At 50.9% G+C, this 25410-nt stretch carries 26 protein-coding genes; 11 read left to right on the top strand and 15 right to left on the bottom strand.

The window, feature by feature from the left end; all coding sequences use genetic code 11:
• The first annotated feature begins 73 nt into the window (after positions 1–73).
• Positions 74–628, top strand: a complete 555-nt coding sequence (locus ACIDF8_RS13705) for a C40 family peptidase (protein WP_412011171.1) — start codon at positions 74–76, stop codon at positions 626–628.
• A 48-nt stretch (positions 629–676) separates the two neighbouring features.
• On the opposite strand, the gene ACIDF8_RS13700 is transcribed toward ACIDF8_RS13705, so the two are convergent.
• Positions 677–964, bottom strand: coding sequence for a SelT/SelW/SelH family protein (locus ACIDF8_RS13700; protein WP_412011170.1), 288 nt, complete (start codon positions 962–964; stop codon positions 677–679).
• 173 nt (positions 965–1137) lie between these two features.
• On the opposite strand from ACIDF8_RS13700, the gene ACIDF8_RS13695 reads away from it, so the two are divergent.
• Genes ACIDF8_RS13695 through ACIDF8_RS13685 form a run of 3 tightly spaced genes read left to right on the top strand, consistent with a single transcriptional unit; the run spans position 1138 to position 3599 of the window.
• A complete protein-coding gene (locus tag ACIDF8_RS13695) occupies positions 1138–2562 on the top strand; it encodes a S41 family peptidase (protein ID WP_412011169.1) in 1425 nt (474 codons plus the stop codon).
• A gap of 54 nt (positions 2563–2616) precedes the next feature.
• Complete coding sequence (coq7, locus tag ACIDF8_RS13690; RefSeq protein ID WP_412011168.1) at positions 2617–3255, top strand: 2-polyprenyl-3-methyl-6-methoxy-1,4-benzoquinone monooxygenase; 639 nt, start codon at positions 2617–2619, stop codon at positions 3253–3255.
• A 26-nt stretch (positions 3256–3281) separates the two neighbouring features.
• On the top strand, positions 3282–3599 hold the full coding sequence (locus ACIDF8_RS13685) for a DUF2322 family protein (protein ID WP_412011167.1): 318 nt from the start codon (positions 3282–3284) through the stop codon (positions 3597–3599).
• A gap of 60 nt (positions 3600–3659) precedes the next feature.
• Here ACIDF8_RS13685 and ACIDF8_RS13680 read toward each other — a convergent pair whose 3' ends face one another.
• From ACIDF8_RS13680 to bioA, 5 genes are all read right to left on the bottom strand, one after another.
• Positions 3660–4064 carry a VOC family protein gene (locus ACIDF8_RS13680; protein WP_412011166.1) on the bottom strand — a complete coding sequence of 135 codons (405 nt, stop codon included), beginning with the start codon at positions 4062–4064 and terminating at the stop codon, positions 3660–3662.
• Positions 4065–4077: 13 nt separating this feature from the next.
• Entirely contained in the window at positions 4078–4503 is a 426-nt protein-coding gene (locus tag ACIDF8_RS13675; RefSeq protein WP_412011165.1) for an OsmC family protein, read from the bottom strand.
• Between the two features lie 52 nt (positions 4504–4555).
• On the bottom strand, positions 4556–4969 hold the full coding sequence (locus tag ACIDF8_RS13670; protein WP_412011208.1) for an FKBP-type peptidyl-prolyl cis-trans isomerase: 414 nt from the start codon (positions 4967–4969) through the stop codon (positions 4556–4558).
• A gap of 117 nt (positions 4970–5086) precedes the next feature.
• The gene (dacB, locus tag ACIDF8_RS13665) at positions 5087–6496 is read right to left on the bottom strand and encodes a D-alanyl-D-alanine carboxypeptidase/D-alanyl-D-alanine-endopeptidase (protein WP_412011164.1); all 1410 of its coding nucleotides are present in this window, start codon (positions 6494–6496) and stop codon (positions 5087–5089) included.
• Positions 6481–7812 (bottom strand): adenosylmethionine--8-amino-7-oxononanoate transaminase, encoded by a 1332-nt coding sequence (bioA, locus tag ACIDF8_RS13660; RefSeq protein WP_412011163.1) that lies wholly within the window; start codon positions 7810–7812, stop codon positions 6481–6483. Before bioA ends, dacB begins: the two co-directional genes overlap by 16 nt.
• Positions 7813–7886: 74 nt before the next feature.
• On the opposite strand from bioA, the gene ACIDF8_RS13655 reads away from it, so the two are divergent.
• The 5 genes from ACIDF8_RS13655 to ACIDF8_RS13635 all read left to right on the top strand — a co-directional run bounded on the left by ACIDF8_RS13655 (position 7887) and on the right by ACIDF8_RS13635 (position 12597).
• Entirely contained in the window at positions 7887–9821 is a 1935-nt protein-coding gene (locus ACIDF8_RS13655) for a peptidase U32 family protein (RefSeq protein WP_412011162.1), read from the top strand.
• 48 nt (positions 9822–9869) lie between these two features.
• Positions 9870–10511 (top strand): YchE family NAAT transporter, encoded by a 642-nt coding sequence (locus ACIDF8_RS13650; protein WP_412011161.1) that lies wholly within the window; start codon positions 9870–9872, stop codon positions 10509–10511.
• A 115-nt stretch (positions 10512–10626) separates the two neighbouring features.
• Positions 10627–11082, top strand: a complete 456-nt coding sequence (locus ACIDF8_RS13645; protein ID WP_379073765.1) for an NUDIX hydrolase — start codon at positions 10627–10629, stop codon at positions 11080–11082.
• Positions 11079–12173, top strand: coding sequence for a tRNA 2-thiouridine(34) synthase MnmA (mnmA, locus tag ACIDF8_RS13640; RefSeq protein WP_412011160.1), 1095 nt, complete (start codon positions 11079–11081; stop codon positions 12171–12173). The genes ACIDF8_RS13645 and mnmA overlap by 4 nt, the downstream gene beginning before the upstream one ends.
• 94 nt (positions 12174–12267) lie before the next feature.
• A complete protein-coding gene (locus ACIDF8_RS13635; RefSeq protein WP_412011159.1) occupies positions 12268–12597 on the top strand; it encodes a hypothetical protein in 330 nt (109 codons plus the stop codon).
• An 18-nt stretch (positions 12598–12615) separates the two neighbouring features.
• Here the strand turns inward: ACIDF8_RS13635 and ACIDF8_RS13630 are convergent, their stop codons facing one another.
• From ACIDF8_RS13630 to ACIDF8_RS13615, 4 genes are all read right to left on the bottom strand, one after another.
• Positions 12616–14904 carry a TonB-dependent receptor domain-containing protein gene (locus ACIDF8_RS13630; protein WP_412011158.1) on the bottom strand — a complete coding sequence of 763 codons (2289 nt, stop codon included), beginning with the start codon at positions 14902–14904 and terminating at the stop codon, positions 12616–12618.
• Between the two features lie 158 nt (positions 14905–15062).
• Positions 15063–15719 carry a PEP-CTERM sorting domain-containing protein gene (locus ACIDF8_RS13625; protein WP_412011157.1) on the bottom strand — a complete coding sequence of 219 codons (657 nt, stop codon included), beginning with the start codon at positions 15717–15719 and terminating at the stop codon, positions 15063–15065.
• Between the two features lie 170 nt (positions 15720–15889).
• Positions 15890–16087, bottom strand: a complete 198-nt coding sequence (locus ACIDF8_RS13620) for a hypothetical protein (protein ID WP_412011156.1) — start codon at positions 16085–16087, stop codon at positions 15890–15892.
• Positions 16088–16332: 245 nt separating this feature from the next.
• Positions 16333–16956, bottom strand: coding sequence for a glutathione S-transferase family protein (locus ACIDF8_RS13615; RefSeq protein ID WP_412011155.1), 624 nt, complete (start codon positions 16954–16956; stop codon positions 16333–16335).
• Between the two features lie 178 nt (positions 16957–17134).
• Here ACIDF8_RS13615 and nadC point away from each other — a divergent pair, with 178 nt between their 5' ends.
• A complete protein-coding gene (nadC, locus tag ACIDF8_RS13610) occupies positions 17135–18007 on the top strand; it encodes a carboxylating nicotinate-nucleotide diphosphorylase (protein WP_412011207.1) in 873 nt (290 codons plus the stop codon).
• A 754-nt stretch (positions 18008–18761) separates the two neighbouring features.
• Complete coding sequence (locus ACIDF8_RS13605; protein ID WP_412011154.1) at positions 18762–20552, top strand: GspE/PulE family protein; 1791 nt, start codon at positions 18762–18764, stop codon at positions 20550–20552.
• 16 nt (positions 20553–20568) lie between these two features.
• Here the strand turns inward: ACIDF8_RS13605 and ACIDF8_RS13600 are convergent, their stop codons facing one another.
• Genes ACIDF8_RS13600 through ACIDF8_RS13580 form a run of 5 tightly spaced genes read right to left on the bottom strand, consistent with a single transcriptional unit; the run spans position 20569 to position 25409 of the window.
• A complete protein-coding gene (locus ACIDF8_RS13600) occupies positions 20569–21099 on the bottom strand; it encodes a cytochrome b/b6 domain-containing protein (RefSeq protein WP_412011153.1) in 531 nt (176 codons plus the stop codon).
• A 10-nt stretch (positions 21100–21109) separates the two neighbouring features.
• The gene (locus tag ACIDF8_RS13595; protein WP_412011152.1) at positions 21110–21388 is read right to left on the bottom strand and encodes a PepSY domain-containing protein; all 279 of its coding nucleotides are present in this window, start codon (positions 21386–21388) and stop codon (positions 21110–21112) included.
• A gap of 16 nt (positions 21389–21404) precedes the next feature.
• On the bottom strand, positions 21405–22448 hold the full coding sequence (locus ACIDF8_RS13590) for an alpha-hydroxy acid oxidase (protein ID WP_412011151.1): 1044 nt from the start codon (positions 22446–22448) through the stop codon (positions 21405–21407).
• Positions 22449–22452: 4 nt separating this feature from the next.
• Positions 22453–23133, bottom strand: coding sequence for a Fe2+-dependent dioxygenase (locus tag ACIDF8_RS13585; protein ID WP_412011150.1), 681 nt, complete (start codon positions 23131–23133; stop codon positions 22453–22455).
• 8 nt (positions 23134–23141) lie between these two features.
• Entirely contained in the window at positions 23142–25409 is a 2268-nt protein-coding gene (locus ACIDF8_RS13580; protein WP_412011149.1) for a TonB-dependent receptor, read from the bottom strand.
• Between the last annotated feature and the right edge of the window lies 1 nt (position 25410).

Genomic DNA, 25410 nt, shown 5'->3' with positions numbered 1-25410 from the left:
AAATTATGGCATGGTTTAGCCTGTAAAACTTGTTTAAGCACTTGAACTTCAATATAACAAGCCATTGATTGTGATGAATAAATCCATTTTACGGCTGGCAGCCTTACTCGTGAGCGCGCTCCTCTGCCAGTGCAAAAGCGTCGCCGCGCCTGGGGATGACAAGCGCTGGCAAAATGCCTACAGCTACTCACAAGAGCAGGTGATGGAAAGCCAGTCCGGCATTTCCGGCAGTTGGTCTGAAAAGGTGGAGGAAATCATGATCCGCGCCTTAAGCCTGACCGGCGTCAATTACAAGTATGGTGGCCGCAGCCCGGAAACCGGTTTTGATTGCAGCGGCTTTGTTCAGTACGTGTTCATGAACGCCGCGCAAATTGCGCTGCCGCCGTCCGCGCGCACGATTAGCGAAATGGGCAACACGGTCAAACGTGAGGACTTGCAACCGGGCGACTTGGTGTTTTTTAATACGCTCAAATCCGCGTTTTCGCACGTAGGTATTTATGTCGGCAACAATCAGTTTATTCACGCGCCACGCGCGGGAGCCAAGGTGCGCATTGAAAACATGGATGAGCGCTATTGGAAATCACGCTACAACGGGGCCAAACGTCTTGAAGTAGAAGCGTCGCAATAAGCGCTGCAGACTGCCTCCTGAATTTTGGCTAACTAGCCCCTATCGTTGTTACGAATTGACTGGCGTATCACTATGTCCAAGTGAACGCTCAGGATCAATCAAATCACGGATCAATTGTTTCAACTCTTTTGCCTCGGGAAAGCGCCCGGCTGCCTTGCGCGAAAAAATCACCGCACCATCACAACGCACCTCCAGAATGCCACCCGTTCCAGGCACCAGATTGACTGATTTCAAATCGCCATCAAACGTGGTTAACAGCTCCTGGGCCAGCCAGGCCGCACGCAACAACCATCGGCACTGTGTACAAAACTCGATTTCTACGATAGGCTTTTGCATGTTTTTCTCTCACACAATTATTTGCGGGTAGAGTATAGTCAATTTTATTGAAATAGCGGAAAATGAACTTAACAGCGTTCTATCTACTCTCTGCAACAGGCTGTCATTATCTGATGCATCCTGATTCTGAATAAAGTAATATTCTTCGCTTATTTGATCACACAAGGCATGGTATGCGTTCCAAATTAGAAAAGTTCGGCTTGCTGGGTGCAGGCGTATTTGTAGGGATTCTGGTCAGTATCAACATTTCTGCCTGGGCTGACAGGACCTCAGTTTCACAGCTACCCATCGATGAATTACGCGTATTCGCCGAAGTGTTTGCCAAAGTTAAATCTGATTACGTTGAGCCTGTAGAAGACAAGAAGCTGATCAACGAAGCCTTGTCCGGCATGCTGCAAGGCCTGGACCCCCACTCTACCTTTATGGATGCCGATGCCTACAAAGAGCTACAGGCGGGTACCCAAGGTGAATTTGGCGGCCTGGGCATTGAAGTGGCGATGGAAGATGGATTGGTAAAAGTGGTAACGCCTATTGAAGACAGTCCCGCCTACAAAGCTGGCCTTAAATCAGGCGATTTGATCATGAAGCTGGATGATGCCCAAGTACGTGGCATGACGCTGAATGATGCCGTTAAACGCATGCGTGGCGTTCCAGACACCAAAATTACACTGACCGTGATTCGCAAAGGCGAAGACAAGCCACTGACCTTTACGTTGACACGTGCGATTATCAAATCACAAAGCGTCAAGAATAAATGGATTGAGCAAGGTTATGGCTATGTCCGTATCACCCAGTTCCAGGAACGTACTGGCGAAGACTTGGCTAGAGCGCTCAAAAACCTGCGTGCCGAAAATAAAGGTCCGCTTAAAGGCTTGATCTTGGATCTGCGCAACAACCCAGGGGGCTTGTTGGATGCGGCGGTAGGTGTGTCTGCAGCTTTCCTGCCTAAAGATGACCTCGTGGTGTACACAGAAGGCCGAGTGGCTGACTCCAAAATGCGCCTGAATGCAACACCGATGGATTATGCCCGCCGTGGCAAGTCTGACTATCTGAAAGACCTGCCAGAAGAGTTCAAATCTGTCCCTATCGTTGTGCTGATTAATGCTGGCTCAGCCTCTGCTTCAGAGATTGTGGCAGGCGCTTTGCAAGACCACAAACGCGCCACCATCATGGGCATCCAAAGCTTTGGTAAAGGCTCAGTGCAGACCATACTGCCAATGAACAATGGCAGTGCGATCAAACTGACGACCGCACGCTATTTCACGCCTAATGGCCGCTCTATTCAAGCCAAGGGGATTGTACCGGATGTGACGGTTGACGACGGTTCAGACCCAAGCCTGAGCTTGCATGAGGCGGACTTGAAACGCCACTTGTCCAACCCGACAGATGGCAAAGCCCCCGACAGCAAAGCGGTTGACGAAGCAAAATCTCGTGCCGCCGCCGAAAAACTGAAGGAAGAAAAACATGCTGAAACGCGCGGCCCGATTGAGCCAGCCAGCCAGGATGACTTCCAATTTGTTCAGGCCATGAATTTACTCAAAGGCTTGCCTGTTCAAAAAGCGCCAGAACCTGCTAAAGTAAGCGCAACCAAACCATAATGTGTTGCCTGTTTGCACCATGCGGCGCAAACAGGCCTTACTTGAAAGATCACTATGCTTAACTTGCCGCCGCTGACATTAGACAAAGCCATCGCCGTCATGGATATGGGTTTGCGTACGGTGTTCAGCCCGGCAGTTTCCAGCCGCCCTTATCCGCCAACCTCGCCAGCCGTTGACTTGACCGAACGCGAGCGCAAACATGCCGCAGCGCTGATGCGGATCAATCATGTTGGTGAAGTCTGCGCACAGGCTTTGTACAGTGGTCAGGCACTGGTGTCGCGTGATCCAGCCAATGTCGAAGCACTCAAACAAGCCTCGCGCGAAGAGGTTGACCATTTAGCCTGGTGCGAACAACGGATTCAAGAACTGGGGGGCCGCAAGAGCCTGCTCAACCCTTTGTGGTACGGTGCCAGCTTTGGCATGGGCATTACAGCAGGCCTGCTTGGCGACAAGTGGAATCTGGGCTTTCTGGCCGAAACAGAACATCAAGTTTCTGCGCATTTGCAAAGCCATTTGCAAGAACTCCCTGCTCACGATGTGGCGTCAAAAGCGATCGTGACGCAAATGAAAGAAGACGAAGAGCATCATGCCCTCACGGCCGAACAACTGGGCGGCGCCAAATTGCCTGCCCCGGTTAAATTGGCCATGCGGCTGGCCTCAAAAGTGATGACACGCACCGCGTATCACTTGTAATGATTTGTAGTAACCTAGAGTCAACCATGCAAAAATTTAGTGACAACCTTCTGATGCTGGACAGTGCGGATCACGTCAAACGCATTGAACTGTATGATGAAAACAATCAGCCTGCCGGGATCATTGAGAACAAACCTGGCACCCAAGGCTCCATCAAGATTTACCATCATCTGTTCAAAGTGTTTGGTGAAATCAACACCGATGCAGCGGTAGAGGGATTGGCTTTATATGCAGAACATACCGAGGATGCGGAAGACCATCCTGGCAAGCATCCCAATATTGACCGCTTGCTCAATGTGCTGGATAAAGAGCAGACGCTGAGCATCAAGCTCATCACCGACTAGTCCCAAATAAAAAAGCCTCTAATGATTAGAGGCTTTTTTAATGTCCAACCCTTGAATCACTTAAGTGGACGCAAGGTGCTTGATGATGGGCGGGTGATAAATAAACTCAAGCAAATGGCCCACACTATCCAGGCAATAAAAGCCGCGGGAACCATCTCGATGGCTTTTGGGCGCCTCGGTAATGCGCACGCCGTGCGTGACCATATGCGCATGCCAGTCATCGACGGCCTGGGCATCGGTGAGCACAAACCCAATATGATCCAGCCGCTGCATCGGGTCAGGGGTATAACTCACCCGGTGTAAAGCAAACACATCGCCATGATTGGTCAAATACACATTATCCGGGTCCGGCTGCCACTCGATCTGCATACCGACCACGCGGGTATAAAAATCAACCGCTGACTCCAGCTCTTTGATAAACAAGGCCACATGCCGGATGCCTATCATGCCTTTAGGAATGCTCATGCCAATTCCTCACTTAATCGAAGCTTGGCGCTTTGATTTCAAAACCATGGGTAATCTCACAAGCCTTTTGCAGCATGATGCTGGCTGAGCAATATTTCTCGGCGGACAATTTCACCGCGCGCTCCACTTGGGATTCATTTAACCCCTCGCCAGTGACCACAAAATGTACATGAATTTTGGTGAAGACTTTGGGCACTGTGTCAGCGCGTTCTGCCTGAATCTGCGCCACACAATCGACAATCGGCTGCCGGGCTTTTTTCAAAATCGTCACCACGTCAAATGAAGTACATGCCCCCATGCCAATCAATAACATCTCCATGGGACGCATACCAATATTGCGGCCACCATTTTCTGGCGCACCATCTAATACCACGGCATGGCCGGTTTCAGACTCACCGACAAAACTGACTCCATCTATCCACTTCACCTGGACTTGCATTTACATTCTCATTTCACAAGGATAAAAACATATACGGCGAAATGCGTAATCTTTATTTCACGCCCAGCAATTCGACATCAAATACCAATGCCGCATTCGGCGGGATCACACCACCTGCACCCCGGGCACCGTAGCCCATGTCAGAAGGGATAATCAAGGTACGTTTGCCGCCTACTTTCATGCCCTGCACCCCAGTATCCCAGCCTTCAATGACCTGGCCGCCGCCAAGAAAAAAGTTAAACGGCGAGTTGCGGTCCAGGCTGCTGTCAAACTTTTGACCTTTGTGATCTTCCTTGTTGGCGTCATACAGCCAGCCGGTGTAATGCACGGTGACGTTAAAACCGACTTCAGCTTCACGGCCAGTCCCCACGACAGTATCAATTTTTTGTAATTCAGTGACTTGGGCTGACATTTGTGTAGCTTCCTTTGTTTTTGCAGTGTTGGATTGCGCCTGGCAACCCGTCATGGTCAACAGCATCAATAAGCTGCAACCGACTAATTTCATTCCAGATTTCATGTATGTGCTCCCAGAAAACGTCCGTCATTTTACGCGCTTTTATCCATAAATTCTTGCATGCGCTTTTTAATGACTTTCTATCAATTGTTTAAGTAATAAATCCTGCACCCCGCGCACAGCCGCGGCCCTTGGGTGATTGGCCACGACCACCAGCACATAGCGTTTGCCTGACAGGTCCTGCACGTAGCCAGCGAGACTGCTGACGCCCTCCAGCGATCCCGTTTTAAGGTAAGCCATGCCCTTGCTTGCGCTATCGGCCAACCGCTTTTTAGTCGTGCCATCCATGCCCAAAATCGGCAAAGAAGCCATGAACACCGGCATCACCGGGCGTTGATAGGCTGTGACGAGCAACTGCGCCAAATGTTCCGCACTGATACGCTCATTGCGCGATAAACCAGAGCCATTTTCGAGCACCAGTTCCGCAAAGACCAAACCATGCTGGCGCAAAACCTGCCTCACTGCCAGCGCAGATCCCGCCTCATCCGCTGGCGTAAACCCCGCTTCCTGGCCCACGGTCAACATGAGGTGCCGCGCCATCACATTGTTGCTCCACTTATTGATATCGCGTACCACCGTATCCAAGGGCGGGGATAACCAGCTAGTCACTGGTGTCGCCATATCCGCCACTGGGCCCAAGACCATTTGGCCGGTAAACTGCCCGCCCAATTGCGCCCAGAGCTTTTTAAACGAGGCATACACATATTGCGTATCCGTGAGCACACTCAACTCCAGATAGCGCTCATCACACTGGTCGGGTAGCGTGCCACTAAAGGCGACCACAGCACCATCAGCCTGCTGGGTGACGCTGTAATGCAGATCACTGCGCCAGTCATTGCAAGCCCCTTTGCGCGTTTGCATGGTGTTGATCATGCGGATGCTCGGTAATTCAAATTCTTGCGCGATGAGCACGGCTGGCTTGCTGGCGAGGCTGGTGACCGAAAAGCGGAAACTGGTATTACGGCCATTGAGTAATAGCGCACTGGGGTTGGCATTGTAAGCGCGCCAAGGCTCATCATCCAGCACAGGCCGCTGGCTGACTTCAGGCGCGTAGAGGGACAAATCCAGCACCAGATTGCCGCGAATCTGACGGATCCCCTGCTGCTGCACTTGTTGCAACAAGCGCCAGAACTCAGCGACGTTGAGCGCAGGGTCGCCACTCCCTTTGATGATTAAATCCCCGTCGAGCACGCCCTGATTTAACGGCCCATTGCGGTAGACCTCTGTTTTCCAGCGGTAAGCCGGCGTGAGCGCCTCCAGTGCGGCATAAGTGGTCACAAGCTTCATGACACTGGCCGGATTCATGGCTTTGGTTGCATGATGGCTGATCAGCGGTGCCCCGCCGTCTAAAGGCTGCACCACAATGGCAACACTCTCAACTGGCAGTTGTGCCTTGGCGAGTGCCTCTTGCAAACTGGCGGGCAACGCCGCTTGTGCCAGCGCCGTCCACAGGCTGGCAAATGCTAGCCACCAGCGCATAACAGACTCTCCATCACCGCAGCATGGGTGGCTTCTACCAGATGCTGCTGATCAGATTGCGTCAGGCAATAAGGCGGCATCCAGTACACGGTGTTGCCAATCGGCCGTAACAACAAACCATGCCTTAAGGCTGCGGCATAACAATCCCGCGCGAACTGCGGGTTTTGCGTCACAACCTCAAAAGCGGTAATCATGCCGCGCTGGCGCACATGCTGCAGTTCAAACGAATACTGCTCAACGGCGCTCAATAAAGTCTGCGCTGTCTCACGGTTATGCCCCAGCACATCCGAAGCTTCAAAGAGCGCCAATGTGGCCAACGCCGCACTGCAAGCCAGCGGATTCCCGGTATAACTATGACTGTGTAAAAAACCTTTAATGGTCTGGTCGTGATAAAAAGCCTGATAAACATCATCGGTCGTCAACACCACGGACAAAGGCAAATAACCGCCGGTGATGCCTTTAGATAGACAGATAAAATCTGCAATCTCACTCACTTTTTCACCTGCCTGCTCACAGGCAAACAAGGTGCCGGTACGGCCAAAACCAACGGCGATTTCATCGGCAATCAGATGCACGTGGTAACGGCTGCAAACTTCACGCGCCCGTTGCAAATACACTGGGTGATACATCGCCATGCCTGCTGCACCTTGTACCAAAGGCTCGATAATAAACGCAGCCAGGGTGGCATGATGCTCGGCCACATAGGCTTCCAGCGCCTCAGCACAACGTAAGGCGTAGGCCTCGGCAGACTCACCCGCTTCAGCCAACCGGCTATCCGGGCTGGGCATTTGCGCTGACTGCAAAATTAGGGGGGCATAGGTGTCTTTAAAAATGGCGACATCGGTCACGCTGAGTGCACCCAGCGTTTCGCCGTGATAGCTATTTTGCAAGCTAATGAATTTGGTTTTTTCCGGTTGCCCGATATTGCGCCAGTAATGAAAACTCATCTTCAGTGCAATCTCGGTAGCACTGGCACCATCCGAGCCATAAAAGGCGTGACCCAAGCCAGTTAACGCCGAGAGTTTTTCTGAAAGCGCCACCACAGGTTCGTGCGTAAACCCGGCCAGCATCACATGCTCTAACTGATCAAGCTGGGCTTTGATTGCCGCTTTAATGACTGGCTGGTTATGCCCAAATAAATTGACCCACCAACTGCTCACCGCATCTAGATAACCTTTGTCCTCGCGATCAAACAACCAGGCACCTTCGCCACGCGCAATCGGCACCAAAGGATAACGTTCGTGATGTTTCATCTGCGTGCATGGATGCCACACGCTGCGCAGGCTACGCTGCAATAAATCCTGATTTCCACTCATGGTGCTATTTTAAACCAAGCGTAAATAGCATGCTTGGTTTAAAATAGCTTCTTAAATCAAGTTCTTACCTCTGCATGCAAAAAACCCGCAAACATCTCGAACTGCTCGCACCGGCCAAAAATGCCGATTTTGGCATTGAAGCCATTAATCACGGTGCCGATGCCGTGTATATCGGCGGCCCGGCCTTTGGTGCGCGAGCCAAGGCGCCAAATACCGTGCAGGATATTGCCAGGTTAGTGCAGCATGCGCATCGTTTTCATGCTGAGGTATTTGTCGCCTTAAATACTATTTTTCATGATAACGAACTTGAAGGTGTATGTCAGTTGGTGCATCAGCTATACGACAGCGGTGTGGATGCCCTGATTGTGCAGGACATGGGTTTACTAGAGCTGGACTTGCCTCCGATCCAGCTACATGCCAGTACGCAAACCGATATCCGTACCGTAGAAAAAGCAACGTTTCTGGACCAAGTAGGGTTTAGCCAGATGGTGCTGGCGCGTGAGCTGGATATTGCCACGGTGAAGAAAATCGCCGATGCCACAACTGCCAACCTGGAATACTTTATCCACGGCGCATTGTGTGTGGCATTTAGCGGCCAGTGCTTTATTAGCCACGCGCATACTGGCCGCAGCGCCAACCGCGGTGAGTGTTCACAAGAGTGCCGCTTGCCTTACACACTGGAAGACCAGAAAGGTCGCATTATCGGCAAAGACAAACATTACCTGTCGATGAAAGATAATGATCAGAGCGCCAACTTACGCGCCCTGATTGCTGCGGGCGTGAGTAGCTTTAAAATTGAAGGGCGATACAAAGACCTGCCGTATGTGAAAAATGCCACGGCACATTACCGCCAACTGCTTGATGAGATTCTGGAAGAAATGCCGGAATACGCGAAGTCTTCCGCCGGGCATGCCAGCTACACATTCACCCCGCAACCGGAAAAGACCTTTAACCGTAGCGCAACTGACTATTTTGCCAATGGCCGCCAGGCCGATATTGGCGCGTTTGATACGCCGAAGTTTGCCGGGGAAGAATTGGGCAAAGTGCGTAAGGTGGGTAAAGATTTTATTGATGTGGCGACCGACATCGAACTGCACAACGGTGACGGTGTGTGCTTTTTTGATGTGCACAAAGAACTGGTTGGCCTGCGCGTAAACACTGTGCAATCATTGGACAAATACACCTACCGACTGTTTCCCAATGAAATGCCAGCGGATATCCGCAACAACACGCAGCTTTACCGCAACCGTGATCATGCCTTTATGCGCTTGCTGGAAAAAGATTCAGCCTCGCGCAAAATTGCTCTGGATGCCGTGTTGTATGAAACGCGCGACGGCTTTGCATTAACGCTGACCGATGAGCAGGGGTTTAGCGCCACTGCGCAATGTGAAGCAGAAAAACAGGCCGCCAACGATACACAAAAAGCAGAAAACTCGTTGCGGGAGAATCTGGCAAAACTCGGGAATACTGATTTTGTGGCCCGTGAAATCTCGCTGGAACTGACGCAAACCTGGTTTTTGCCAGCCTCCATGGTCAATCAACTGCGCAGAGAAGCGATTGAGGAGCTCCAAGCCATTCGCTCGCTGGGCTATGAGCGTCCGGCATTAAGAAAAGCCGCCGAACTACCCGCCATTTATCCGCAAGACAGCCTGAGTTATTTAGCCAACGTCTACAACCAGAAAGCGCGTGATTTTTACCGCAAGCATGGCGTCAAACTCATCGCCAGCGCTTATGAGGCCAATGAAGAGCTAGATGAAGTACCGGTGATGATTACCAAGCACTGTCTGCGTTTTAGCCACGGCCTATGCCCCAAAGAAGCCAAAGGCGTCATCGGTGTACAAGGCACGGTGACGGCTGAGCCCATGACGCTGATCAGTGGTAACGACAGATACACGCTGAAATTCGACTGCAAACCTTGCGAAATGCATGTGATGGGCAAAGTGCGCAAACACATCTTGCAAATGCCACCACCACAACCGATTGCGTTTTTTGATAAACGCCCGGCATAAGTCCACCTAACCACGCAACCAGCCGCACGATTGGGAGTCTGAAACAGCATGACCGAATACGCATACCTGCTTAAAGTCGCCATCGCCCTGATCGCCATCGTTAACCCCATCGGCTGCCTGCCTATTTTTATCAGCGCCACAAGTGGCTGGAGCAAAGCTGAGCGGGCACGTACCGCTCGTACAGTGGCTATCACCGTGATGATAGTCTTATGCGTCTCTGCCTTTATCGGTGACAAAATTCTCGACTTTTTTGGCATCACCATCCCCTCATTCCAGGTGGGAGGCGGTATTTTATTACTGCTAATTTCTATCTCCATGATGCATGGCAAACAGAGTGCTACGCGCCAAACTGCCGAAGAAGCTCATGACATGGCTGAGCGTGAAGTTATCGCCATTGTACCGCTCAGCATTCCATTATTAGCTGGCCCAGGTGCCATCTCGAGCATGATCCTGACTGCGCAACAGCACCCCGGCTTTTGGGGGCACCTTAGCCTGGTGGTTCCGATTGCGCTGATTTCGTTGTTCATCTGGGGCCTGTTACAACTCGCAGATGGCATTACGCACTACTTGGGTAAAACCGGTATCAATATTGTCACCCGCCTGATGGGTTTGATTCTGGCCGCCATGGCTGTTGAGTTTATTGCGCATGGCTTGTCTGGCCTGTTTCCACAACTGATCACTGCCGCATAGTGCCAAGGCGGGGTAAATTAAGCCTCCCCCAATCAATCACTTAGCGGTAAAATAGCGTTTTTAACGAAACCCGCAAATCTTGAATTCCACCGTTTCAAATCCATCCAAATCTTCCCTGCAGTGGAAACCTAACGTCACCGTTGCAGCCATCATTGAAAAAGATGGCAAATTTTTGCTGGTAGAAGAAACCACAGACCGCGGTAACAGGTTTAACCAGCCGGCTGGGCATCTGGAAGAAGGTGAAACGATTATTGCAGCTGCGATTCGTGAGACGCTGGAAGAGACGGCTTATGATTTCACCCCTGAGGCACTGGTGGGCATTTACCACTGGCAGCATCCGCTCAATGGCATTACCTACTTGCGTTTTGCCTTTACCGGCAAATTGGGTGCACATTATCCGGAGCAAGCATTAGACGATGGCATTATTCGCACCGTATGGAAAACTGAAGCCGAGATTGCGGCCGAAGGCGAGTTGATGCGCAGCCCGCAAGTGCTGTTGTGTGTGCAGGATTACCTGGCGGGTAAACGTTATTCTTTAGACATTTTGAAGCATTTGGGCCAAGCATTATGAGTAAGCCACATGTGATCGTCGGGTTATCCGGCGGTGTTGATTCCTCCGTGACCGCTTTGTTATTGAAACAACAAGGCTATGAGGTTACCGGTTTATTCATGAAAAACTGGGAAGACGATGATACCGATGAATACTGCTCTTCACGCCAGGACTTGATTGATGCGGTTTCTGCGGCTGACAAGATCGGTATCGACATCGAAACTGTGAATTTTAGCGCTGAGTATAAAGAGCGAGTGTTCGCTAACTTTCTACAGGAATATCAGGCTGGCCGCACGCCTAACCCGGATATTCTGTGTAATGCCGAGATCAAATTCAAAGCCTTTCTGGACCATGCCATGGGCATGGGCGCAGACTTAATCGCCACCGGCCACTACGCACAGGTGCGGGAAAACCCGATTCAGTCAGGCAATTATCAGTTGCTCAAAGCGGACGACGGTAGCAAAGACCAAAGTTATTTTTTGTCGCGCCTGAACCAGGCACAGCTTTCTAAAACACTATTTCCACTAGGCAAGTACCTCAAACGTGAAGTACGCGAAATCGCCCGCGAACACGGTCTGGCGAATGCCGAAAAAAAGGATTCCACCGGCATCTGTTTTATCGGTGAGCGGCCATTCCAGGAATTTTTGCAGCGTTACCTGCCACGTCACCCTGGCGTGATGCGCACGCCTGAAGGCAAAGTCGTTGGTGAACACGAAGGCTTGATGTATTACACCATTGGTCAGCGTCAGGGCCTGAAAATCGGTGGTAGCCGTGAAAGTAACGGCGAGCCCTGGTTTGTTGCGGGCAAGGACATGGCGGCCAATGAACTGGTTGTGGTGCAGGGCCATGACCATCCTTTACTCAAAAGTGACGGCTTGAAAGCGGGACAACTGCATTGGATTAGCGGTGAAGATCCCCGTACCAACTGGGTGTATGCGGCCAAAACCCGTTACCGGCAGCCAGATGCGCCTTGCGAAGTCGATGCCGTGAATGAAGAGGAAGCCACTATCCGCTTCGGTCAGCATCAATGGGCTATCACGCCAGGGCAAAGTGTGGTGGTGTACGAGAGTAATGTCTGCCTGGGCGGCGGTATTATTACAGGCGCGATTTAACCTGGTTTTGGATTGCAGGCGCAAGGCATGGTTATTGCTTTTGCTTACAACATTTAATCAAAATACACTGCCAAGTGACAAGGAATGACACCTGATGGCCTACGTCTTAAAAAATAAACAAGGTGCAATTATTGCGGCCAGCCCAGATACTCAAGTGGCGGCGGACTGGGTGGAAATTGACAATGCGGACACGGAGTATTTGTGTTTTCTGGACGATGAGCTCAAAAAACACCACACCTTCCGTGAAAGTGACATTCAGCTCGCACGCGTGCTCGAAGACCTGATTGGCATTTTGATTGAGCGTAACCTGATCAGCTTCACTGACTTCCCGAGCGCCGCACAAAAACGCCTGAACGAGCGCCAGACCCTACGTCACAAAAACAAACTGCACCTGCTGGGTGACGACGACGTAGGCCCACTCTAACCGCAATTATCCTGGCGGCTAATAAGTGAGCTCCACCTGAAATTTTACATTGCGGCCCTGGCCATACATACCCAGCCCCCCCATCGTCCCATCCAGTCGATATAATGTGTTGTTCAGGTTTTCACCAATCAATCTGAATGTCACCTGCTTGCTTGCTTGCCAACGGGCACCAGCATTCCAAAGTGCATAGCCTTGCTGGGTCCCAAATCGATATGGGCTTAACCGACTGCCATCACCACTTAACAGGATGTCTCGGTCAGATACCTTGCGGTAACTGATATTCAAATCCACGGCTTCAGACAGCACTGCCCCTAGCTGAATATTTAAAGCATTGCCAGGCGCCGTGTACAAAGGGGCGCTGACCAGCCCGGTATCTATGTCACCGCTGATCCTGGAATATGCGCCACGCAAATACCATCCCCGATATTGCATAAAGCTTTCAACTTCGACGCCATTTCTGCGCTCCCAGCCATCTTGCACAATCTTGCCATTGGCGTCTTCACGTAATGAGGTCAACAAATGCGAGGTATACGTGTGATAAAAATTTAGCTTGCCTGAAAACCAGACGTTGCTGTTAAACAAGTGCGGCGTCTGGTAACTCACGCCTGCCTCCGTCGTTTCAGAGCGCTGGGGCTGATACAAGTCGCCACAGATTTGAGAGGCCGGGCCACTGGTCCGCATGAATTGTGTAAGACAACGGCTGAACGGCCCTTGCGTGAAATATTCATCAATCAAGGGCGGCCTGAATCCTTGCCCGTAATTGCTATAAAACGTCAGCTTATCCGGACTGTTTTTGGCAAAGGCATCATAAGCCAAGCCCAGACTCCAGGTTTCTTGTTTAAATTTGATGGTACTGGCCTGACCATAGGGCGCTAGCAAGGCCAAGGTGCCCCCAGCCGCCTCTACCTGGTAACGGTCTTGCCGATACCCGGGAATCAGCGTGAATGAACCCAGCGCGAGGCTGGGCTGTAGGTAAATGGCATGAAATGACTTGCGGCCAGGCGGTGCAGATGCGTTAAAGCCTTTTGGGTAAAGTGCTTGCATGGCGGTGTTCTGATTCTCATAAAACCGGGTGATCTCACGTTCGCTGGCATTGTATTGATAACCCGCCAGCAATGACAAAGCCCAGTCATCGCGTGCAACAAATTGAGCGCGGTTACTCAGATCCACAGTGTCGGTTTTATACTCATAAGTATCCGTTAAGTCACCACGGCAGGTAGTGCTATCTGCAGGATTCGTTGTGTTGACGGTGCCACGGCACTGTCTTTGCAAGGGATTAAAAGTGGAATTAAATGGTGCCCCCTGACCAATCAGGTCTTCCAAATGTGTATGTCCGGCACCTATGGTCCCTTTAAAGTTGATCCACGGATGCTCAGGATCATAATTCACGGTCTCGGACCAGGTCAGATCATCCACCGAACGCACCACATTGCCAAAGAAACCGGGTTGCCCGCCTGTCGCATCATAAGGTTGCAGCCCGGTATCATCAAACTTCACTACCGAAGTGACCAGTTGCAAATCTTCGGTTGGAAACACACTGATCTTGAGCAAATGTGAAATAGATTCAATCGCAGAACTTTGTAACTTGGAGCCATCGCCCAAGGTCATATTATTGGCTTGACGATTTGAGTAGTTATACAAGATATCCACGCGTTCATCCGGCCGCGCATATAGCAAATATGAGCGTGAATATTCATCACTGTTATTGCCATAGCCAAACTTGGCCTTGCCACCATATTTCTGACCTGGCTTTAAAAAGTCTTCGGCATTTTTTGTCGTCGCATTGACAGTGCCTCCCAATGAACCTGAGCCACTCGCAATCTGCGGCCCACGTTGTACTTCTATGCTTTTCAATAACTCAGGCTCGATAAACGTGCCGCCCATGCGGTACTTTTCAAAGCCTTTGGGCACGCCATCGACTTTCACCAGTACATCTTCATTATCAACATACCCGCGGATACCAAAGGTCATCCCGCTTGGGCGCGGGCCCCCTGAAATAGAAACACCAGGCACCGCCCTCACCGCATCAAAGATATTGCTCGGCTGGGCACGCTGCAGTTGCTCACTGGTAATCGTCGTTACCGGCAAGGTCGGGTTAATGCCTGTCTCAGGTGTTTTTTGTTTTTTTTCCTGGACGGTCACTTCTGGGAGTGTCTCCACTGTCTCTGCCTCAGCTGGCTTGCCAACTTGTGATGCCTTTGCAGGAATCACGGGCATTTCTAATGGCGCGACTTCTGGCGTTGAGGTCTCTGCGAGGGCGAGTGCATGCCAGACGGAAAATATTAGCCAGCAGAAGACTGCAGGCAAGCGCCTGCCAGGGCGAGCAGCTTTTTTTTGAGGCGAGCGATGGCCTAAGCGTACAGGCAGCGCCCCCCTGATCGAGCAGGATATATTCATGGGTATAAAGCAAAAAAGTGCAAGAAAGGGGCTGAATAGCCCCTTTGCGAGTCATCAGCCGTAATTAATCAGGCTTTGTTTTTTGCGTTGCGACGCGCGGCAAATGCTATGAAACCCAAGCCCAACCCCATCAGGCTGATAGCTTCAGGTTCAGGCACAGGCGTGACCGTTGGCACAGATACTGCGGCCAAGGCTACTTGATCCAAACTCATGCTGGATGAGCTGGCATTGAATTTGAAGGTATACAGGCTGGATGCGGCGACGTTGCTCCATTTCCAGTACAGCTCTTGTTCAGCCGTTGCACCCCCCATAACCGTGCCTTGATCTTCGTTGAATTGCAATACTGACGTTGCTGAGACACCATTCAAGGTCGCAGAATTGCTCGCCAGAGTGCCCAAGGTACCAATACGTAGATAGACATCAAACAGCCCTGTGCTGGCGCCGCTCAAGGTTGCAGTAAAAGCGGTGGCGCTAGAAAAGCTGTAAATATTGCCACCACCCGTAATAAAAGCACTGCCTGTGGTTTCTTGTACAGAAGCCGTGATGCCTGCGGTGACGGCCACATCAGGCGTCGTATCATTGGTGCTGTTAAATACATTCCACTCAGCATAACTGACTGGGGTTGTACTGCCCCATGGCGTCGCAGTATCCCATACTGCCTGAGTCGCGAACGCTGAACTACTAAACACCATACCTAAGGTTAATGCCAAAGCTGAAAATTTCATGTTTTATTCTCCTCAACGGGCGCTTGTACCCCTTCCTCTCGAAGGCCATCGCGCTAATTTTTAAAATGAAGTCTCACGGACCCACACCGTTGAGTATTTCAATCGCCACGCTTTGCGCATGACAATAAAACTGAAATTAATAAAAGTGATGCTGTTTCAACCACGCATCATCAGACACCCGGCTTCTCCTGCGGGGACTCAAAATCAACCACATAGCGGTACTGCTTACCACAATCAATAATGACCTCTTTCTGGCCCCGCTTAAGCAAGCGTATATCCACCCGAATACTCCCGAAGCCATCATGCGCAATGAGCTCATCCAGGAGCGCTAGCAATCTTTTTTTAACCGGTGCGTTCATAGCCTGCATAACATGTGTTGATGATGTTTTTGAGTATTTTTTAAATGATAACAATTATCATTTAGTTTTGCAACGTAAAAATAAGACCGGTGATTAAGCTTAAATGGATAGATACAGTGAGGCCAAAAGGCAGAATGAAAGAGAATGCAGACAAGGGGAAAGCGCCGCATCACAAGGTAAACGGCTTAAGATCAACTGGAGAAAATCAAGACAGCATCCCGACAGCTTAGGACGGAATGCTGAGATAAAGTGCCCTAAGGCTGTGGCATGGTTTGCTTGAAGCTGGGACGCTTTACCAGCACCCCATAATGTTTGGCCAGGTTAGGAAACTTCTCTTGCCAGTATTTGCCTTCCCACTGCACGTTTTTAAAGCGCAGGTCTATGTAGCCGAGTGCAGTGCCCAGGGCGATATCTGCCAGGCTAAAGGTTTCGTTAACACACCACTTTTTCTTAAGCAGGTCGTTATCAAGCACGGTCAGGCCGGCCGTGACTTTAGCAAATTGCTTTTCTATCCATGCCGCAGACTGCTGTACGTCAGGCTTGCGTTGCTCCATGATCACCGCCACAGCAGCATCACACACGCCATCCGCTAGCGCCTCCCAGCGTCGCACCTTGATTTTGGCTGAGTGGTCTTGCGGAATCAGGTGAGCCACTGGCGTGCGATGATCCAGATACTCGACAATCACACGAGAATCATACAAGGCATCGCCATCATCCAGCACCAGCACAGGCACCTTACCCAATGGGTTATGCTGGCTTACTGGGCAATCTGGTGCGGACAGCACAACCTCTGTCAAAGTCAGGTCAATATGTTTCTCAATGGCGACGATACGCACTTTACGTGCATAGGGGCTGTTAACCGTATATAAAAGCTGCATAGTGTGATGTGAGCCGGATTGAAGGGTACTTTTACCGAAAAAATACCCCATGACGCATTGCGATGCTACAAAACTCACTGGTCTTGGCTCGCTGGCCTTGGGGTAGTTTTATTATAATAGCTTTTGGCATGGGCTTAGAACGCTCATCTGCATAAATTTTAAAATGACTGGGCCTCCAATGACCACAGCTGCGCTTTACCAACACTTGCCTGACTATTTAAATGCCGAACTGATTGCATCACAAGTGCAATCCGCCCTGGCAGAAGACCTTGGTAGCGGCGACCTGACCGCTGCACTGATCCCTGCAGGGACGCAGGCAAGCGCCACCATCATCAGCCGTGAGGCCGCCATTATCTGTGGCTGTGCCTGGGCACATCAATGCTTCGCCCAACTGGATGCCAGCATCGAGATTACCTGGCTGGTCAAAGATGGTGATCGCGTCAGTCCCAATCAACCCCTGGTCCATATTCATGGCGACGCTCGCGCCATGCTCACTGCAGAGCGTCCTGCCCTCAATTTTTTGCAAACGCTATCTGCCGTCGCCACGCATACCCGCCGCTATGTTGACGCGATTGGTGGACTCCCAACCCAAATCCTCGATACGCGCAAAACCCTGCCTGGCCTGCGCCTGGCACAAAAATATGCGGTCCTCGCTGGTGGTGGCGCCAATCAACGGCTGGCCTTGTACGACGGCATCCTGATCAAGGAAAATCATATCGCTGCCGCCGGCTCGATTGCCGCCGTGCTTAAAGCTGCATTCGCCATGCGCAGCACGGATAACATCCAAATCGAAGTGGAAACGCTGGATGAACTGCAGCAAGCGCTGGATGCAGGCGCAACCAGTATCTTGCTCGATAATTTCACGCTGGAAGACCTGTGCAAAGCTGTCGCAATCAATCAAAAACAAGCCTTGCTGGAAGCATCGGGCAATGTGGATTTAACGACAGTGCGGGCGATTGCGGAAACAGGCGTAGACCGGATTTCGATTGGCGCGCTGACTAAAAATATACAGGCGTTAGATTTGAGTATGCGGATACAGATGAAGAAATAGCACCTCTGAGTAAACCACTTAGATGACTCAAAAAAAGTTATCCTTTAAACATTGGCTAGATTGAATAACTATTACTTTCGCCTTTAGGCGCCCGTTCTTTCCTGTGCCACTCGATTTGCCGGACGGCTATCGAAACTCGCTCTAACAAGCCGCACACGTCGTGGCTTGTTGCGGAACTCGAACAGACGAAGGCTCCCGCCAACCCTGCGTTGCACTCTTTTAATTAAAGCGTGCGGCAGATGCCCCCCCCGAACACCAGATGAGCGTAACGGTCAGTGGCTTGAGTAAAAGAATTGGTTTTTGCAACCTTCCAAACTTCAACAGTGTGAGTTTGACGAGATAAATCCCATCCCATCACGCTGAGTAGCGCAGGTGAAGTGGGAGTTTTCTGCCATCAACTGTTTGAGTTCCGCAGTAGCTTGCGGTTTGTGCAAGCTGCCAGGGCGAGTTTTGATGGCAGCCCACTTTACCGAGCAACGCAAGGCAGCCGAAGGCCGTGATGGCTGGGTGCCCTCTTCTTTGGTTACTTTCTGTGGGGCAAGCAACAGAAAGTGACTCGCCAAGAGGCGAAACAGTCCTTATCAATAAGAGTCTTCACAAGATTCGTCGAAATAAAGAATCCACTTTCATCATAAAACACATTAAAAAAACCTTACCTAGCCATATTCTAAAATCTATCCAATGTGACCATTTCTGCCACCTCCCCATGGCATGACTCTTGCATCATCCGCAGTTAGTCTAGCCAGCATGTGACATGAATAGTCCAATCCCTGTTTCCTTGCCCAAACCCATAGAGAGCCTGCGCCTCTCTGATTTGTTACGCTTGCTGGTTTCTCATGGCCATGCCGAAAAAAACCAGGCTGAAAAGCTTTATAAGGACCGCAAGCGGGATAGCTCCAAAATCCATCCGATTGTGATTGTGGCTGAGCAAAAGTGGCCAGATCTGCAAAATCCGACTCAATTATTGACGGTGGATGTCTTGAGCCGTTTTGTGGCCGAGCAGGCTGCAGTGCCTTATTACCAGATTGACCCCCTCAAGCTAGACTTTAGTGCTGCGGCGCAAATTGTGTCGCAGGCGTATGCCGAGCGCTTGCGCATCATGCCCATTACCGTGAAAAACGGGGTGGCTACGATTGCAACTTCGGACCCGTTCCATCAGGCATGGCTGCTTGATCTGGAGCGCATGCTGAAGCTGCGGATTGAAGTGGTCATGGTGAATCCGCTGGATCTGCAGCGGTATTTACCCGAGGTCTATCAGCTGTCAGCAGCGATTCAATCGGCCAATGCGGCCAAGGCCGGGCAAATTGTCGGGGTTCAAAACTTTGAACAGTTGATTGAACTGGGCAAAGACCGTCAGCTGGATGCGAATGAGCAGCATGTGGTGAGCATTGTCGACTGGTTATTTAAATATGCGTTCGAGCAGCGCGCCAGTGATATCCACCTTGAGCCGCGCCGCAATATGGGCTTGATGCGCTTCCGTATCGACGGGGTTTTGCACCAGGTGTATCAGTTGCCGAGCAATATCATGAATGCGATCACCAGCCGCATCAAGCTGCTGGGACGGATGGACATGGTGGAAAAACGCCGCCCCCAGGATGGCCGGGTCAAAACTGTAGACAGTGATGGCAAGGAGATTGAATTACGTTTATCGACCATGCCGACCGCGTTTGGTGAAAAACTGGTGATGCGAATTTTCAAGCCGGATGTGCTGGTACAGGACTTTCAGCTACTTGGCTTTTCCAAACGCCAGAGTCAACAGTGGGCGCAATGGACACACCAGCCGAACGGGATTATTTTGGTCACCGGCCCCACCGGCTCGGGTAAAACCACCACGCTATACACCACGCTCAAGCAACTGGCGACTGATGAAGTCAATGTATGCACGGTCGAAGACCCGATTGAAATGATAGAGCCTGCCTTTAACCAAATGCAGGTGACGCAGAATATCGGGCTAGGCTTTGCCGAAGGCATACGCACGCTGATGCGTCAGGATCCGGACATTATTATGGTCGGCGAGATCCGCGACCAGGAAACCGCGGATATGGCGATTCAAGCCGCGCTGACCGGCCACCTCGTGCTATCGACTCTGCACACCAACGATGCGCCATCGGCAGTGACCCGTTTGCTGGATTTAGGCGTGCCAGCCTACCTGATACACTCCAGCCTGCTGGGGATTATGGCCCAGCGGTTGGTGCGCACACTGTGCCCGCATTGCAAAACAGAAGCCACCATTACAGAGGCGGAGTGGGCCAGCGTCACCCGCCCATTCAAGGCAACTAAACCGGCAAAAATCATGAAAGCCGTGGGCTGCAAGGAATGCCGCAACACGGGTTACCGTGGCCGTACCGGGATTTATGAAATGCTGACGCTGACGCCAGCAATACGCAAACTGATCACGCCAGAAACCGATTTGATTCAACTGCGGCAAGCGGCCGCACAAGCCGGTATGCAGCCGTTGATGTTGAACGGGGCAGAGAAAGTTGCAGCAGGCCTGACGACCGTAGAAGAAGTGCTGAAAGTAGCGCCGCCTATTGAGGTAGATTAAGCACGTCTAAACGGGCTTATTTGCCTGCATCAAAACGGCCATGCCACATTTGCCGTACCAAGTGCTGCCTGGATACGCGCCCAATCCAAAACACCGCCGCCACATGCAATACGATCACGGCCATCAGCATCCAACTCAAGCACGCATGCATCACAACCGGACCATCCTCGCCCCAAAATGCGTCTGTGCGACTGAGCCAACCGGTCAGTGCCAGTAAAGCGATCAGCGTCCAGATAACATACACCGCCCATTGACCAAGCGGGTTATGTCCAGCGTGCGCAGGCAATGTCGCTTGCTGCAAATGTTGGATATGTGCGCGTATGGCATAGAAGCCCGGCACATGGAAACGCGCACTTTGATGTGCACTAAAACAACCACCTAAAATACGGACCACAATGATTGCCAACACCGTATAACCAACTGCGCGGTGCAGCACATCCGTTTCGTACCACACATGGCTCATCAGCCACAAGGCTACGACCCCTGCGGCCACCAGCCAGTGACTCAGGCGCACCCACCATGGCCAAAGAATTTTGGGCGGCTGCACCATCCGCCGCTTAGTCTTTCAAGCCAATGGCTTTGACAATCGCCAGTGTTTTCATGTCGAAATAAATCTCGACCTTTTTACCCTCTTTGTTGCGGCCATAAATTTCGTAACAATTACCGTCTACTTTAAATTTTTTGATGGTATAGCCTTCTGCTTCCAGTGCTTCTTTGAGGGTATCTTCCGAAGCCCACTCCTCTTTGGGATATGACTTGCAATCTGCCGCAGCCAACGCAGCTTGTGCATGCAGCAGGCCGATTGCCAACAGGAGTGAAAAACCAATTCTTTTCATTTGTATGTCCTTTTCTTTATTCAAACAAACCAACTTGGCGAAGCTCTGACAAATTCGAGACGCCGGTCAATGCCATGGTCATTTCCAGTTCATCACGCAAGGTACGGATGACTTTTGCCACCCCCATTGCACCTTCTGCAGCCAGGCCCCAGATATAAGGGCGACCAATGCAAACCGCATCGGCGCCCATCGCCAGCGCTTTAAATACATCCTGTCCGGAGCGGATGCCACTATCAACCAGCACTTTGCATTGGCTACCTACAGCCGCCACGACTGCAGGCAACACGGCCGCCACAGAAGGCGTGCTATCGAGCACACGGCCGCCATGATTGGAAATGACCACGCCATCACAGCCGTACTCTACCGCTCTTTTGGCGTCATCTACATGCATCAGGCCTTTCAGTAGCAAAGGGATGGGCACTTGCTGCCTGAGCCAGGCGACATCCTCCCAGGTCGGGGCCTGCGTCATCCAGCCATCAAACACTTGGCTTTGACCCATGTGCACAGGACGCATGCTGAGTGGCTGCGCCAGATTGACTGCCGAAATCCCGTCGGGTAAATCAATTAAAGCTTGCTTGACTGGCGCATCGACGGTAAACACAACTGCACTGACACCCGCTGCCAAGGCTTTTTGCAATAACGCCGCGGTCCGCTCGCGGTCACCTTGCCAGTAAAGCTGAAACCAGAGCGGTTGTTGTGCCTGTGTCACAATCTCACTGATCGGTTGACTGGCCAGGCTGCTCACCATCATCTGCCCCTGTTGGGCGTTGCAGGCAACCGCACTGCCAATCTCGCCATCGGCATGAAACAATCGTTGATAAGCGACTGGTGCCAGCAGGAGTGGGTGTGCCCACTGCTCGCTAAACAATTCACAGCGGGTATTGGCTTGCTGCAAAGCGCGCAACGGCCGCGGCAGCAGTTTTTTGCTTTGCCAGCCGAGTTCGTTGACCTGCAGTTGCAAGCCACTCCCGGCATCCGATTGCAGATAATGCCAGACATCCGCTGGCAGCTTGGCTTGCGCCTGTTGGGCAAAATAGGAGAGCAACGGTAAGGGCTGCATGCGCTTAGAGCGCCCACTTGCGCAACAGGTTATGGTAAATGCCGGTTAACTGCACCACTTCAGGCGTTTCCCCATGTTGCTGGCGCAAGCGGACTAACGCCATATCCATATCAAACAGCATGCGCCGTTGTGCGGCATCGCGCACCATGCTCTGGATAAACATAAAGCTGGCCAAACGCTCACCGCGCGTGACAGGCGTCACCGCATGCACAGAACTGGAAGGATAAATGACGATAGCACCGGCTTTAAGCTTGATGCGCTGGTCACCAAACACATCCTGCACCACCAGCTCGCCGCCCTCATACTCTTCTGGATCGCTAAAAAACAGGGTAGCCGAGACATCTGCCCGTACCCGCGCACTGCCATCCGGCATATTACGCATCGCGCTATCGACATGAAACCCGTAGGTATTGGTCTCACCGGCATAACGATTCACAAGTGGCGGCAGGATTTTGTCAGGCAAGGCAGCCGAAAAAAATAAAGGATCGCGCTGCAATGCCTGCATCACGATCCTGCGGATTTTTGCCAGCAACGGGTCGTCTTCGGCCAGTTGCTGGTTATTTTTAACGCTGGCGGCCTGAATACCGGCGGTTGTACGGCCATCCACCCATTGCGCTTGTTTTAGCAAGCTGCGGATAGTGCGCAACTCATCTTCAAGCAAAACCCCCGGTAAACTTAACAGCAAATTAACTCCTAGAACTTGTACTCGGTCGTGACGATGGCTTGACGACGGTTGCCTGGCGTCAAGAAAGCACCGTTATCATAAATCGCATCATAATACGTTTTATCCAGCAAGTTCTTGATATTTAAACGCACCGCCCATTTTGGTTGTTCGTAAGCTGCCATCATATCTACACGTGCATAGCCAGGCGCCGTATTCGGTTTAAACTGACCATTTACAAATGCTGTACTTGTCGTCACTGTAGGGTTATATCCGTAGCGATCCGCTTTGGCCTCAACCCCGCCACCGATTTTCCAACCATTACTCCAGTCGTAAGTTGTCCACAGATTAAAAGTCGTACGCGGCGTGTTTCTAGCGCGCTCACCTGCAAATCTTGGGTCAGCAGCATTAACTTGGCCAATCGTTGAACATGTATTCGATGTTTGCGCACAAATATTTACTGCCGGATTAATAATTGTGGCATCAAGGAAAGCAACACCAGCAAAAATATCCCAATTCTCTGTTACTTTACCAGTGAGTTCGACTTCTAAACCATTTGTACGACGTCTCTTAGTAAGGATTGGCGTATTACCAAAGGAAGCAATATCTGTATTACGCTCCCAATCTTTAGTCGTTGTAAAAATAGCGGTTCTTAAGGCTAAGTCGCCATCTAAGAACAACCATTTGGACCCAATCTCAAGGGTTCGACTACGCTCAGGCGGTTGTTTGACTGTCGTTAACTGATACAAATCCGCTGTTGGGCTGAAGGAGTTGCTGTAAGTGATGTAGTAATGCTGGTTAGCATCTGGTTGCCATGACAAACCACTGCGGTAGCTATTTTGCCCATAATCCAAACTAGAGACTGCAGAAGTATTGTAATCAGCCTTCATTTCATCTCGACGCAGACCTGCCAAAACTGTCCAGTGTGGAATAAACTCTATACTGTCTTGAACATATACAGCATAGTTATCGGCAGAAAACTTCGCAGGCGTTCCAGTCATTGCCTCAAACCCACTAGAGTATGACACACCGTTCGCGGTAATCGCGTTATTCAGTGCATTACCCGTCTGCGTGTATGGAAGCCCTGTATTAGGATTGACTGGTTGCAAAGAGTTTCTATATGAATGCTCATGCAAATATTCAACACCGCTCAGTAGTGAGTGATGCATACCAGCTAAATCAAACTTAGTCGTAAAGTCGGATTGGAGATTATATGTTTGATAAGACTGAGTCCTTGTAACGTTACCACCAGCGCTTTGATTGGCGGTTGGCAATAATGTTGAACTTGGCGTTTTCGCCCAGTATGCGCGTTCATAATCCCCATGTCTTAATTGAGTACGCAGTTGTGTGTCTTCAGTAAACTTGTGGGTGAAAATGGCGGTAGTAATATTGGTATCACTATTGTCAAAATTATTACTACTACCATAGAAGGTCTTATCGTCTACTTTGGTCCCATTAATCGTAGTGTTAATAGGCCGCTCATTTACAAAAGAAACGCCAAAATCCGGGACATCTCGAGTGCGCAAATATTGATGATTTAAGAAGACCTCGTTTTCAGTCCCGATACCAGCCCCAAAACTGACTGCAATCCCCTGACGATCAAACTCGGGATGATCCCCGTTTGCCGGGTTTTTGCGGTAGGTTTCTTCGTGCCTATCCATGACATTGACACGAATCGCCGCCGTGTCTGTGAGCTTTTTATTAAAGTCCCCCGTCGCTTGATGATAATCATAATTACCTAGGCTACCTGTCACGACATTCTTATCGTTTAACTCAGCCATCTTGGTGACCTGGTTAATCACACCACCCGCCTGACCACGCCCAAACAACATCGCCGCAGAACCACGCAGTACATCCACCTGCTCCAAGTTAAATGTCTCGCGGTTGTACTGTGCGGTGTCACGCATGTTATCCAGGTAAATATCGCCAAAGGTATAAAAACCGCGCAGGTTAAAGTTATCGCCAGCACGGCCCCCTTCAGCCGCATTGACTGATAAGCCAACCACATTCCGCAAGGCTTCACGTAGTGAGCTCACTTGCTGATCATGCAGCAATTCTCTGGTTAGCGTAGTGACTGCCTGCGGCACATCTTGCGGATCCTGATAGGTTTTACCGACGCGGGTCTTGGTCGCTTGATAGCCTTTGTTAGGCGCATCTTGAATTCTTTGCGTTTTGACCTTCACTTCGGTCATGGTCTGGGTCGCATCAGCTGTTTTCTCTTCATCTGCCGCGATCGCAATTGCTGGAAGCGCCATCAACAGCGCCAAGGTCATTGTTTTTTTATTAAAGCCGGATGGCATA

The organism is Methylophilus sp. 3sh_L, assembly GCF_046766015.1.
In the GTDB taxonomy this organism is placed as follows: Bacteria; Pseudomonadota; Gammaproteobacteria; order Burkholderiales; family Methylophilaceae; genus Methylophilus.
Note: the sequence above shows the minus strand (reverse complement) of the source record. Positions and strands in the feature narration are given on the sequence as shown.

Bases quoted from the DNA above. Each gene is read 5' to 3' on its own strand.
- ACIDF8_RS13580 (WP_412011149.1), bottom strand. From the start codon at position 25,409: ATGCCATCCGGCTTTAATAAAAAAACAATGACCTTGGCGCTGTTGATG.
- ACIDF8_RS13625 (WP_412011157.1), bottom strand. From the start codon at position 15,719: ATGAAATTTTCAGCTTTGGCATTAACCTTAGGTATGGTGTTTAGTAGT.
- ACIDF8_RS13650 (WP_412011161.1), top strand. From the start codon at position 9,870: ATGACCGAATACGCATACCTGCTTAAAGTCGCCATCGCCCTGATCGCC.
- coq7 (WP_412011168.1), top strand. From the start codon at position 2,617: ATGCTTAACTTGCCGCCGCTGACATTAGACAAAGCCATCGCCGTCATG.
- nadC (WP_412011207.1), top strand. From the start codon at position 17,135: ATGACCACAGCTGCGCTTTACCAACACTTGCCTGACTATTTAAATGCC.
- ACIDF8_RS13590 (WP_412011151.1), bottom strand. From the start codon at position 22,448: ATGCAGCCCTTACCGTTGCTCTCCTATTTTGCCCAACAGGCGCAAGCC.
- ACIDF8_RS13635 (WP_412011159.1), top strand. From the start codon at position 12,268: ATGGCCTACGTCTTAAAAAATAAACAAGGTGCAATTATTGCGGCCAGC.
- ACIDF8_RS13620 (WP_412011156.1), bottom strand. From the start codon at position 16,087: ATGCAGGCTATGAACGCACCGGTTAAAAAAAGATTGCTAGCGCTCCTG.
- ACIDF8_RS13615 (WP_412011155.1), bottom strand. From the start codon at position 16,956: ATGCAGCTTTTATATACGGTTAACAGCCCCTATGCACGTAAAGTGCGT.
- bioA (WP_412011163.1), bottom strand. From the start codon at position 7,812: ATGAGTGGAAATCAGGATTTATTGCAGCGTAGCCTGCGCAGCGTGTGG.
- ACIDF8_RS13700 (WP_412011170.1), bottom strand. From the start codon at position 964: ATGCAAAAGCCTATCGTAGAAATCGAGTTTTGTACACAGTGCCGATGG.
- ACIDF8_RS13605 (WP_412011154.1), top strand. From the start codon at position 18,762: ATGAATAGTCCAATCCCTGTTTCCTTGCCCAAACCCATAGAGAGCCTG.
- ACIDF8_RS13695 (WP_412011169.1), top strand. From the start codon at position 1,138: ATGCGTTCCAAATTAGAAAAGTTCGGCTTGCTGGGTGCAGGCGTATTT.
- ACIDF8_RS13705 (WP_412011171.1), top strand. From the start codon at position 74: ATGAATAAATCCATTTTACGGCTGGCAGCCTTACTCGTGAGCGCGCTC.
- ACIDF8_RS13595 (WP_412011152.1), bottom strand. From the start codon at position 21,388: ATGAAAAGAATTGGTTTTTCACTCCTGTTGGCAATCGGCCTGCTGCAT.
- ACIDF8_RS13655 (WP_412011162.1), top strand. From the start codon at position 7,887: ATGCAAAAAACCCGCAAACATCTCGAACTGCTCGCACCGGCCAAAAAT.
- mnmA (WP_412011160.1), top strand. From the start codon at position 11,079: ATGAGTAAGCCACATGTGATCGTCGGGTTATCCGGCGGTGTTGATTCC.
- dacB (WP_412011164.1), bottom strand. From the start codon at position 6,496: ATGCGCTGGTGGCTAGCATTTGCCAGCCTGTGGACGGCGCTGGCACAA.
- ACIDF8_RS13680 (WP_412011166.1), bottom strand. From the start codon at position 4,064: ATGAGCATTCCTAAAGGCATGATAGGCATCCGGCATGTGGCCTTGTTT.
- ACIDF8_RS13675 (WP_412011165.1), bottom strand. From the start codon at position 4,503: ATGCAAGTCCAGGTGAAGTGGATAGATGGAGTCAGTTTTGTCGGTGAG.
- ACIDF8_RS13685 (WP_412011167.1), top strand. From the start codon at position 3,282: ATGCAAAAATTTAGTGACAACCTTCTGATGCTGGACAGTGCGGATCAC.
- ACIDF8_RS13670 (WP_412011208.1), bottom strand. From the start codon at position 4,969: ATGACGGGTTGCCAGGCGCAATCCAACACTGCAAAAACAAAGGAAGCT.